This window comes from Mesomycoplasma lagogenitalium (genome assembly GCF_029854295.1).
Lineage (GTDB): Bacteria > Bacillota_I > Bacilli_A > Mycoplasmatales > Metamycoplasmataceae > Mesomycoplasma_A > Mesomycoplasma_A lagogenitalium.
The window spans coordinates 418915-431213 of sequence record NZ_CP122979.1 but is presented as its reverse complement, the minus strand read 5'-3'; the positions used below and the strand labels follow the sequence as shown (position 1 = coordinate 431213).

The following is a 12299-nucleotide window of genomic DNA, read 5'->3' as shown; positions in this document are numbered from 1 at the left end:
GTCTTCGAAAATTTAAAAAAATTGAGTGAAAAATTTTAGAAAATAGTCAAATAAAATATATAATTATTGGAGAAGGGAGTGAAATGAAAGAAGAGAGAAATAGAAAGAAAAAAATTACACTTGAGCAAGTTTATGATCTTGTTGTAAATATGCAAGTTGTACTTTTGGATGTGCAAAAACAAACAAACGAAAATTCTAAGGATATTAAGATTCTTAAAGATGTTCAACAAAAACAAGGCGAAGAAATTAAGAAAATAAATATTAGACTAGATAAAATAGAAGAAACTCAAGTTAAACAAGGGAAGGACATTCAAGAAATTAAAAAAGTTCAAACACAACACAACCAAAATATTGAAAAAATAAATATTAGACTAGATAAAATAGAAGAAACTCAAGTTAAACAAGGGAAGGACATTCAAGAAATTAAAACTGTTCTAAATCAACATAGTCATGACATTAAAGAAATTAAAGAAGATGTAAAAATGCTAAAATCTTTTCACGAAGAAGATATAAAAAAATACAAAAATAATAAAGATAATAAATAATTTAGATATTTAAAAAAATAAAATCGACTTTTTAAAATAAATAAAGTCGATTTTTATTATTTATAAATTTATTCATTTAAATTTTAATAAATAAAAAAACATCTTTTTAGATGTTTAAAATATTAATTATTATTTTTAATTTTTAAATGATTAATTACTAATTTTGTATTTCCATTATATGTTGAAGGTAATTTAAAATTAAATTCATAATGTTCTGGAACTACCTTTTCTTCACCTTGCTCTGTAATTGTTGTCTTTTCGATAAATTTTGATTTTCCAATTAATAAAATGGTAGGTTCATTTTCGTTTTTTGGACTTCCATCTTCATTGACTTCGACAAGAATTAATTCAAAACTTTGATTTGGATTTAAAATTTTATTATTTTCACTTTTTATAAACGCTTTATAAATGAGTCATCCATCTTTGAATTTAGGTTCTGAAAAAGTTAATTGTAAATTTTCAAATCCTTCATCATTAATTGTGTAAGTCAATGATTTATCACTTTCTTGACTTCAATTTACTACTCTATTTTGTCCCTGAGTGTTTAAATAATTTCTTTCTGCAGGTTTATTAACTTTATTTTTACTATTTTCGCTCATTTTCTCAAGCAATTTTAAATTATTAATATGTTGCTCTCTAGTTAATTTAGGAACAGGTTTTATAAATGTACTTTCTTCTCTTTTTTCTTGACTATCACTTTTAATTTCTTGAGGAGCCTGTACATTATTTTCCTTTAAATTATCATTTTTTTGAATTTCATCTTCTTTTTGCTGATTGCTATTTTCTGCAGTTGTACTAGTATAATTTTCACTTGAATCTACAACTGGTGAGTTTGGATCACCTGTTTTTTCTACTGTTTGAACAGTGCTAGCAATTGGATTGATTGTTGGTGTTTTATTAGTTGAATTTAAATTATTTTCATTGCTTTTTGCTTGATTATCACTTTTTTGTATCACATTTTCACCACAAGAAATAAAAGATAATAAGGGCAACGAAAAACTTGTTAATAATAATTTTAACTTTATTGATTTTTTCATTGTAATCTCCTAATTAATATGATTTATTTTTATTTAATTCCTAATTCTTTATCTGTTGGAATATTTAAATTTGATCCGACATAACTAAAAATTTCTGGACTTTGATTAATGTACTCTCCATTAATAATTCTTATAACCGATTCGACTGTATCTTGTAATGAAACAAAAACCCCTTTTTCCTTTGTGAAATGTTCAGTCATAAAGAAATTTTGTGAAAAAAAGTTTTCCAGTTGTAAAGCTTTTTTTACGATTTTTTTGTTTTCTTCATCAAGTTCATCAAATCCTAAAATTAAAATAACATCTTCTAGATCTTTATAAGTTTTTAATATTCTTTTAACCTCAATTATTGCATCAAAATGTTTTTTTCCAATTATTTTTTCATTGACTGAATTTGATGAACTAATTAAAGGATCGAAAGCTGGAAAAATATTTTTTGCCGCTTGCGATCTTGATAAAACTAAATTACCATCTAAATGGTTGAAAACAGCCACGGCACTTGGGTCGCTTATATCATCCATTGGTAAAAAAACAGTTTGAAATGATGTAATTCCAGCATTATTATTTTTAAATAATCTTTCTTCTACATTGGCCACATCACTTTCTAATGTTGATTGATAACCACCAACAGATGGTTTTTTACCAAGTGATGCACTAACTTCATTTTCCGCTTGAACAAAACGATAAATATTATCTATAAAAAGTAATACATCTCTTTTTTCAATATCTCTCAAATATTCAGCAGCAGTTATTCCTATTGGGACGATCGACATTCTCGCCCCCGGTGATTCGTTCATTTTTGAAATATACATAGAAGATTTTTTCATTAAATTAGAATTTTCTAATTCGTTAAATAATTCTATTCCTTCTCTTGACCGCTCTCCGGAACCGATAAAAATATTTGATGTTTTTTCGTTGTTTTTATTGATATTAAAAATCATTTCTTTCATTAAAACAGTTTTACCAACTCCAGCTCCACCGAATATTCCTAATTTATATCCTTTAATAATTGGCATAAAAAAGTCAATTGCCTTAATTCCTGTTTCAATAATTTCAATTTTTGAATCTAAAACTCTTTCATTATTAATAGTAGAATTCATTTCTACGTATTTTAATGATGGATTTCTATTTTCTAATAATGGTTTTCCTTCAAAACTATAAATATTATTATGAGATGTAACTCCGACAGGAACCATAAAACTTTTGTTTGTATTAAATACTAATTCATTAATTTTAATTTCTTTATAGGCATAAATAACAGTTGCACGAATTATTTTGTCATTTACTAATCTTTTTACCAATAAAAAGGTTTTTCCATCATGCAAAGTTAAAATTGTATTTATTTTTGGCAAATTACTAATAAATTCAACTTCAACTACATCAGTTCAAAATTTTATTATTTTTCCGTTCATTATTTATCCCCTGTTAATTTTAATAATTTATCCATATCTTCTTTTTTAAAATCAATGAACTCATGATCCACTTTAATATTTCAATTTAAATTTAAAGCATTTGAATATTGTAATAAAGCATATGAGAAAAAGTTTTTCACAATATTTTCGTCATATTGAAAATTATTTTGAATTTTTTGAAAAATATCATTTGCTTGTTGATTATTATCAATTAAAATATTTAAAAACATCATTGCTTTTTGTTCATTTTTAACATTTTTCAATGTTCCTCATAAAATTAATTTTGACATTAGTAAAACAAATCTAGGTGAATAAAGTGAATAACCTCTTTGTAAAAACATTTTTTCAATCATCTCACCTTTATAAAGTAAGTTTGTAGTTTCTTTATTAAAATCAAAATCTAATAATGCTAATTTTAAATGTCTTTTATATGCTCTAAAAATTTTTCCTATTTCTCCCGCTACTTTAGTTATTGTTTTTGATTGCACCGAACTACCTGTTCTTGAAACTGATAAATCTATATCAATTGCAGGCAATTTACCACTATCAAATAAATCTGAACTTGTAATAATTTGTCCATCAGTAATGGAAATAATATTAGAAGAGATTAAACTAGTAATGTCGCCATCAATAGTTTTTAATATAGGTAAAGCTGTTATAGTTTTTCTATCTTTAAAAGAACCTGCTCTTTCTAACAAGGAAGAATGAGCGAAAAAAATATCTCCCGGCATCGCTTCTTTTCCAACTGGTTTATCTGTTAATAAAGCCATTTCTCTAAAAATATTTGCATGTTTAGTTAAATCATCGAAAATAATTAATACATCGTCTTTTTTCGATAAATTTTCCGCATGTGCCATACCGATGTAAGGTGCTAAATACTGTTCATAGGCACTTGTTGCTGGAGCATCAATAATTATTGTGTTATTTAAAGCGTTAAATTCTTTTAATGTTTGATATAAACGTGATAAATCTTCTCGTTTTTGCCCAATGGCTACATAAATACATTTAATGTTATTTTTCGCTTGATTTAAAATTGTATTAACAACTAAATGTGTTTTTCCTGTTTGACGATCGCCGATAATTAATTGTCTTTGTCCTTTTCCGATAGGAATTAATAAATCAATAGAAGTAATTCCGGTATAAAGTTGTTCATTTAATGTTTTAACTTTCATTAGTTCATGAACAGTACCAAAAATTTTGGCACTATTTTCAATAATTTGATCACTAACTCTTTCTTTATTTGGAAAAATAATATTTCCATTAATATCAATTATTTTTCCAAAATGTAATTTGCTAGTAAATACATTATTTTCAACGTGTAATTCCTTAATTTCATCACCAATTTTTAAATTTTCAACTATTTTACTATTTGCTAATAAAAATGCCTTATCTTCAGTTGCACTAAGAACCATCATTTTTGATCCTAAAACATTTTCAACATAAAAATTTTGTCTTTGTCGATAGTCATATTTACCAGTCACTTCAACTACATAGTCAAAAATTGCACTAATTTTTGGATTGTTGTTATTCATATTATATTCCTCCTATTATTCCTAAAGCTAAAAGTGCAATTGCTAAAACAATTACTACTGCTGATAATAAAATAATTGCTAAATTTGTTTTTAATAGAGAATTATTTTTATTTTTTTTGTTTTTTAAATAATTATTTGTAGATAAAGAAATTCCGATTAATGAAGCGGTTGCTAAAATCGAACTTAAAATAACTAAAAATAAATTTTGACTTTTTTTCTCACTTTTTAAATAATCATGTGCAAGTTGATATTGAGCTAAAAAGTTTTTTTCTTGTGTTTCTTGCATTTCTTTTTCTTCAGTTGGTTGTTCATTAGTTAATAAATCTCTTAAAACTGAAAATTGACCGCTTATTTTTGTTAATAAATTTATATATTCATCATATCAACTTAAAATATTGAAAGTTTTGGCATTTGCTAATTTAATAATTAAAGAAATGTCTTTATCTAGTGTATTAACAAGTTTATTAATTATTACTAAATCAGCATTATATTTTGCAAATTTTTCTTGTAATTTATTTAAATTTCCCTCTTTTTTCAGTATTTCTTTATAAGCATTTAAACTTTCTTGATATGCTTCTGGTAAATAAGAAAATAAAGGCATAAACTTAATTCTACTTGCTTTTAAACTTACTAATAATTGCGCATCTAAAATATCTGTTAAATTAGAAATTTGATTATCATTAATTTCTTTATCAGCAATATTTTTTATGCCTTGATTAATAATGTTTGATTGTTTAGAAACAAAATTTTGAGTGTAATATAAATCTTTTGAAATTACTCCGATTAATTCACTTAATTTTGTTTTAATATTTTGATTTTGCAATTTATCAAAATCCAATTTTTCATCTAATTGAACTGCTTTATATAATTTAGTAAATTGGTTTTTAATAGATGAAACATAATTTTCATAAACTTTTTGAAAATTATAATTAGTATCAGTTGTCAAATATGTTTTATAAAGACGAAAAATTTCTGGATCATTTACATCCTGAATTTTAACTGTTCCTAAAAAATTATTATTCTCGGTTTTTTCAATGCTAGTAATTGAATATTTATATCTAGTATTAATTGGATTATTAAAAAAGAAAAATAGTTCACTATCAGGAGAAGATTCAAATAAAACTAAAATTTCATCTAAAGATCTATTAACATATTTTGCTAAAAACTCCGGTTGTAAAGGCGGAAGTTTTTCGATAAATGTTTTTGTATCAAATGGTTCACCTGGATTTGTGAGTTTATCTAATTCATCAAATTCAGGCAATTTATCAATTTTATCTTCTGGTTTTTGATTGTTATTTTGACTTGGTTCTTCTTCATCAATGGTTTTATTTTGTTCTAAATCAAATGCGGTATATCTATCTTTGTATCTACTTTGAATATATTCATCTCATGATTTAAAATTTTCAGGCGGATTAGAAACCAAGGCACTAATACTAGTTCCGTCATTTTTGCTAATTGTTTCTGGATCTAAAAAGATTTTTTCATTAATTTTAGGAATATCATTTTCATTATAAATTATTGAATAAAGTTGTTCTTTTAACGAATCTTGATATTTACTAATAAACGTTTCAATTTCCGATTTAGTAAAAACATTTTTTTCTTCGCTAGATACTTCTTGCCTTCCACCATCACCTAAAAGGGGTAAATAATTTGTTAATTGATCATTTTCATCAAAAATAACATCGTTATATTCTTTATTTTGAAAAACGACTTTCCCTTTTTTATAATTTTCTTTAAGCGAAAAAACATTGGGAAAAATAACATTAAAATTATATGCATTAGGATTTGCAATAATTTTTTCTTTATTTGTTTTTAAATAGTTACTTAAAATTTCTAAATAATAATTTTTTTCCAATTTAGTTTTAAATTCTAATTCATTATTATTTTTTAACTTCAATTTCTCTTCTTCTAATTTTGCAAGTACATCATTAATTGCTAAATCAAAAATGAGCTTTATTTTTTCGTCCTTTATTTTTGCAAAGGTGTCAAATTCTGGACTTTTTTCTTTCTTTTTGTTAGCTGAATTATTATTGTCATTATTATTATTATTATTTGGTGTTTCTACATCAGCACTTATAAATATTGGCAATACCGAAATAGGAGTTAATAAAGAAAGTGAACTAATAATTTTTTTGCCTTTAGTTTTCATTTCACTCCTTTTCTATTAATTTAAATTCATTAATTAATTCTTGTTTATATTTGTTTGTAATTAATTGACTTTTAACTATTAAATCATCTAATTTAGTTTTTAATTTGCTATTTCACTTAATATCTGTTAATTTTTCATTAATTTTCTTTATATTTTCATCATCAAATTTTGTTTTTTTACTTTCTTGATAAATATTTTTTAAATTTAATGAATTGATAAATACTTTATTATTTAAAATGATCATATTACAGTTTTCAAGAAAAATATAACTTATTTGTTTTGAAGTGGTATCTGTAATTTTTATTAAAATATTTTCAAAACTCACTAGCGAATCTTGCTCTAGAGAAACTCATTTAAATTCTTCTTTTAAATAAAATTCAATGTGACTTTTTCAAAAATTAAATTTAAAATTATTTATAAATCTAATTTCTATATGAAATAATTGTTTATTAATATTTTTCATATTACTTTTTCGCCTCATTTGTTAATGAAAAAGATTTATTGTTTCTAGTGAGCATAACGATTTCTTCAATTTCCTTTTCTCTTTTAATTCTTGTTATTTTTTTTGAAACACTTAAAATTTGCTCATCTAAATCTTTTAAAATTTTATTAGTTTTTACTAAACTGTTTTTAGCATTATAAAAACCAGATTCAATAATTAGTGATTGAACAATATTTTCAATATAAATATTAGTACTAGTTTCAAGATATTGAGAAATATTAGGATAAATGTTGAAATTATAATATTTATTAACATCTAAATTTTTTAATGAAAATTTTTGACTATCAAAATTATTCATCGGCAAGATTGTAAATGGCTCATTAAAACTTTTATTGGAATTAATTACAAACTTAATTTTAGAATATCTTTCTTCTTTATATAAAAATTTGATAATCGCTGATAATGTTTTAACTAAATTAACATCATTTAAATTGAGTTTTTTAACTATATTTAAATTATTTGATGTAAAAAAATCATTTGCTTTTTCACCTAAGGCAATAAAATCTATTTTATTTTTTTTACTATTTTCAAGCATTAATTTTTCATATCTACTATATGAATCGGTTGCGTATTTTTGTTCTTCTTTTAAATAAATTCATAATTCTTTATTTGAATTTATTTTAATTAATTTATGAAGTTTTTGCAATAAATTAATGTTTAATTTACTAAAATTTTGTTCAATAAATTCATTTTGAATGTGATATTTTTCATCAAGTTGTTTAATAATTTCCTTTACTGAAAGGGCATTATTAACAAAAAAGTTTAATTGTTGATTTAATTTCATAATTGAAATTAATAAAATGTTTTTTTCGCTATTAACTTTTAAATGAATTTTTTGTAAATTATTTTTTTTCTGGATTATTTTTTTTAAGTGCATAATTAATTGATTTGACTAATGTTGCTTTTGCTAAAAAGTAATTTAGGCAGTTTAAAATCTTGAAAATTATAAATAATTAATCCAGGAAAAAGTTCAATGTAACAATTTTTATTTAAAAGTTCTTGAATTTGAAAATTTAACTTTTCATAAAAAACTGTCTTTTTATTAAAATTAACTGATTGATTGTTAGAACTGATTTTATCAGTGGTTATAGGAACTAAAAATTTATGTCCATATTTTGGATCAACATTATATGAAATAACAAAATTTTGAAAAATAATTTCTTCTTTTTTCTTTAATGCTTGCTCAAATTCTTTTGCATATTCAAGAATTTCTTGTGATTTAAATCCTAAACTACTTTTTAATAAAACGGTTGCCATAAATTTATCATATTTAATAAAAAGATTGCTATTTCTTACATCTTCATATCTTTTGTACAAATCAAAAAAAGGAAACATTAAAGAATTTTCTTCTTTTTTCTTTTTAGATAAAAACCATTTAAATTTTTTCATTATTTTTTATTTTTCCTTTCTTAGAAATTTGTATTTTTTTGAAATCTATTTTTAATAAAATTATTGATAATTCTATAAAAATACTAATAATTGACAATATAGTAAGTGAAATGATTAAAATTAAAAATAAATCATATGTTGATAAATTTTCATTGATTGCTAATAAATGATAATTATCATTCGAAACTAAAATTAAAATTAATGATTCGATAAATAAAAAGCTTATTAATAAACTTAAAAAGATAAAAACAAAAAATATTTTATAAAAATCAATTTTTTTATTTTTCTTAAAATAAAAGAATATTGCAGTTATTGAAAATAATGAATTAAATAATAAAAGTAAATTTTGTTCTTTTTGATAATATAAATATTTACTGAAAACAAATAACGAACTTCACATTATTAATAAAACTATTAAAAAATATAAATTTTTCATTAATTGATTTTTAATTTTAATTTTTTCAATATAAAAACTTATTATATAAATTGCGGTTATTAATAAACTTAAAATAATTTGACTAATAATAATGCTTATTGTAAAACTATCAACATTGTCAATTGTTTTATAAAAACCTCTTTCACTAGAAATAATAATTATAAATCAAAGTAAAATTGTAGTTAATATAAAAGTTAAAACAACTAATAAATTTTTAAAATATTTAAGAGCATTTTCCTTTTTAAATAAAAAGAGAATACGAGAATTGTTTGCAAAAATAAATAAAACTGAAACGATTAAAACTGAAAAAATAATTACTAAAATATTTTTATAATTTTTAACAGGAAATAACTGCTGTAAATAATTATAAAATTCTCCTTGATTTAAAATTGTGCTAATTTGACCTTCTTTTTCAATTAAATTTCAAAAAATTAAAGCAAAAAATAGAAATAAAATAGCTTGACTGCTAGTTGAAAACGCTAAAGAAATTCAGTGATTTTCTTTTAATTTATTTTTATTTTTTTTACTAAAATAAAAGTAGAAACTATAACTTATATTAATTAAAATTATTATTAATAAAATAAAAGTTAAGCCAAAATATTTATAAACTAAATTAGGATCATTTATTGCATTATTAAATTCTTTATATGGATTAAATGCAAAAAACAAAATAAAAGAAGTTATTGTCAATAAATAATAAAGAAAATACCAAGGTAAGTAAATTTTAACAATTTCCCTTTTAAAATTTAGTTCAAAATAATTTTTAATCAACGAATAAAAGAACGTGAAAAATAAAATTACCGTTTTTGTCATTAATAAAAAATTAAATTGCCTTGTAATTGGTAAATTAAAATTAAAAAGTAATTGTGCCCCTTGATCGTGGCCTAACAAGGTAAAATTTTTAAATAAAAGGATAAAAAATAGTCCAATAGTTAATGAAAATAAAAGATTATATTTTAGTAGCAAAAACATTTTATTAGTTATTTTAATGTTTTTTCAACTAAAAAATCTAGCTAGCTGATGGTGTTGAATTGCCATTTTGTTCCTTTTGAGTTTCATTAGTAAATTTAAATTCTTCCGGAATTTCATTTACACCATTTGGAAATAAATTAGTTTTAAAACTGCTATTTGATTGATATTGAGACAATAATGCTTGACGATAGGAAGTTTTTTGATCTTTACCACCGCCGTAAATTAAATCATATTGTGGTAAATTATATGTTCCTAATGCCCCTTTATAATCATAACCTTCTGATCTAAATGCTACAGCTAATCCAGTTCTTGCAGTTGAATTAGCAGCATGATAAACTGCCACTAGCTCATTATTTTGATTTCTAACAGACGAACCCGATGCTCCTCCTCCTGGCGCATAATGTTTAGGTAAATAAGCAAGTCCAGAAGCAATAAATTTCGTTCCATCAGGAGCGGTGTGAAGATCTTTACCTAATCTATGAACAGCATAAAATTCATCAGTTACCCCCGGCTTATCGGTGTAAGTACGATATCCAATTTGATAAGATAGATAGTTACCTTGATTAATTTCTTTTTCACTGAAATTAATAAAGTTGTTTGTTACTGGATCGACTTTAATTGCATCATAAAATTTACGATCAGCATTTGTTCATAAACTAAATTCCATTCCGTATTTTCCAGCTTCAATTTGATCGGCATCAGCATACATATCTAGAAGGTAATCACTTTTTGAAGCTGGATAACCAACGATGTATAAATCATCTCCATTATAAGTTTCATTTTTATTTAATGGACGATCAATTTGACTGTAATTTTTTAAATATGAAGTTTTTAAAAATTTAATATGTTTATCTGTTTCGGTTGCATAATCATTTGTAATTAACTTAACTAAATCTTCTCTATTTTCAGTTTTAAATTTATCAGCTCATTCATAATGTTTACTTGATTTAGCTACATCGGCGCTAATAGATTCTTTTGCTGGTTTGCTAAAATCAATTTCAATTACTGCAAAATCTACAAATTCTTCATTGTCTTTAAATTTTTCTTTTTGCTCAGTTGCTAAAAAGTCGCTTGGTTTAGAATTTAAATAATCTTTTCCTGAATAAATTGTTTTGATCATTGGATCTCCTAGATTATTTTGGAATGTGAATCTAGTGAAATTTTCATCAAAACCAACTACTTTAAATTTAGTTCTAATTCCAGCATCTTTATTTAATCTAGCGATTGAAAAACTTCTTGTTTTATTAGTAATAGCTTCTGCAACATGGACATTGGTTCCAAAATATCATTTAGTTGGATATTTTCCATTTTCAGGTTTTTCAAAGTCCATAATTCACATTGTTCCTGAAGTTGAAGTTGATGTTTTTTCCTCTTCAGATAATGTGTTAGTAAAAAGAACTTGGAATGTTTGCAATGCTGCATCTTTTCATTTTTGATTTACTAAATATCTTGGAACTCCTTTAATTTGTCATTGATCTCTTCCTACTGCATCAACTCAAGATGGGCCTTTTACAACTTCTGGACGATCATTTAATAAAAGACCTTCAACTTTACCTTCTTTATATGTTGGTAAAGTAAATCCCTTTAATTTAGCATCATCATATGAATCGATTTTTGCTTCTTTAGCTAGTTCATCATATTTTTTCTTTTCTTCTTCGCTTATTTTTAATTCTGTTCTTATATCGTTAATATCAAATGGCTTATCGAAAGTAAATTGTCTTTTTAGTGTTTCAACATAATCTTTATTATCGCTTTCAAATCTTTGTAATTGATTTGCTTTTATATATTTTTCTAAAGTATTCTCTTGAAGTTCTTGAACATTTTCAATCGGAATGCTTCCTGAACTATCGGTATTAAACGGATTATGATTAAAACCTTCAACAAGATAATTTTTAGTTATTTTAACTTGTGGATTATCTTTTAATCAAAATTCTAACGTAAATGTTCCTTTACCATGAAGATTAGAAACATTTAAATTATTTTCTTTTTCTCTTTCTGGGATTAAAGCGATTATTTTACTATCGATTTTATCAGAATTTTCTCCCTCTAATTGATATTCCATTTTTGATGTTGCTAAATTTAATTCAGTAAAATAAGTTTCACTTTTAGGAACTGGTATTCCAAATGAATTACTAAATTTTCAAGAATCATCTTTAATAGTAATTTTTTCTATTATTTCACTTAATTTTTTAGTATCAGATTTTTCTTTATCTTCAAAAATTTCAGAAGCTTTTTCATTGCTTTTACTTTCATTACAAGAAAGCAAAAGTGGAATGGGAAGTAAAATTGTACTATTTAATAGCAAAAATTTCTTTGTTTTTTTCATTT

The 12299-nt window shown here is 23.4% G+C and carries 10 protein-coding genes; 1 reads left to right on the top strand and 9 read right to left on the bottom strand.

The window, feature by feature from the left end; translation table 4 throughout:
• Window positions 1-83 precede the first annotated feature (83 nt).
• Window positions 84-545 carry a hypothetical protein gene (locus QEG99_RS01845; protein WP_280102312.1) on the top strand — a complete coding sequence of 154 codons (462 nt, stop codon included), beginning with the start codon at window positions 84-86 and terminating at the stop codon, window positions 543-545.
• 122 nt (window positions 546-667) lie between these two features.
• Here the strand turns inward: QEG99_RS01845 and QEG99_RS01840 are convergent, their stop codons facing one another.
• The 9 genes from QEG99_RS01840 to mip are packed head-to-tail and all read right to left on the bottom strand — an operon-like array spanning window position 668 to window position 12297.
• On the bottom strand, window positions 668-1582 hold the full coding sequence (locus QEG99_RS01840; protein WP_280102311.1) for a hypothetical protein: 915 nt from the start codon (window positions 1580-1582) through the stop codon (window positions 668-670).
• 29 nt (window positions 1583-1611) lie between these two features.
• Window positions 1612-2991: an MSC_0618 family F1-like ATPase beta subunit gene (locus QEG99_RS01835; RefSeq protein WP_280102310.1), complete on the bottom strand. Its 1380-nt coding sequence runs from the start codon at window positions 2989-2991 to the stop codon at window positions 1612-1614.
• Window positions 2991-4523, bottom strand: a complete 1533-nt coding sequence (locus QEG99_RS01830; RefSeq protein WP_280102309.1) for an MSC_0619 family F1-like ATPase alpha subunit — start codon at window positions 4521-4523, stop codon at window positions 2991-2993. The genes QEG99_RS01835 and QEG99_RS01830 overlap by 1 nt, the downstream gene beginning before the upstream one ends.
• Before the next feature lies 1 nt (window position 4524).
• Window positions 4525-6672 (bottom strand): MSC_0620 family F1-like ATPase-associated subunit, encoded by a 2148-nt coding sequence (locus QEG99_RS01825; protein ID WP_280102308.1) that lies wholly within the window; start codon window positions 6670-6672, stop codon window positions 4525-4527.
• Window positions 6662-7135, bottom strand: a complete 474-nt coding sequence (locus QEG99_RS01820) for an MSC_0621 family F1-like ATPase epsilon subunit (RefSeq protein WP_280102307.1) — start codon at window positions 7133-7135, stop codon at window positions 6662-6664. The genes QEG99_RS01825 and QEG99_RS01820 overlap by 11 nt, the downstream gene beginning before the upstream one ends.
• A 1-nt stretch (window position 7136) precedes the next feature.
• Window positions 7137-8051, bottom strand: coding sequence for an MSC_0622 family F1-like ATPase gamma subunit (locus QEG99_RS01815; protein WP_280102306.1), 915 nt, complete (start codon window positions 8049-8051; stop codon window positions 7137-7139).
• 2 nt (window positions 8052-8053) lie between these two features.
• Window positions 8054-8563 (bottom strand): MSC_0623 family F1-like ATPase-associated protein, encoded by a 510-nt coding sequence (locus tag QEG99_RS01810; RefSeq protein ID WP_280102305.1) that lies wholly within the window; start codon window positions 8561-8563, stop codon window positions 8054-8056.
• Complete coding sequence (locus tag QEG99_RS01805) at window positions 8550-10037, bottom strand: MSC_0624 family F1-like ATPase-associated membrane protein (RefSeq protein ID WP_280102304.1); 1488 nt, start codon at window positions 10035-10037, stop codon at window positions 8550-8552. The genes QEG99_RS01810 and QEG99_RS01805 overlap by 14 nt, the downstream gene beginning before the upstream one ends.
• Window positions 10009-12297, bottom strand: coding sequence for an Ig-specific serine endopeptidase MIP (gene mip, locus QEG99_RS01800; protein ID WP_280102303.1), 2289 nt, complete (start codon window positions 12295-12297; stop codon window positions 10009-10011). The genes QEG99_RS01805 and mip overlap by 29 nt, the downstream gene beginning before the upstream one ends.
• Window positions 12298-12299 lie beyond the last annotated feature (2 nt).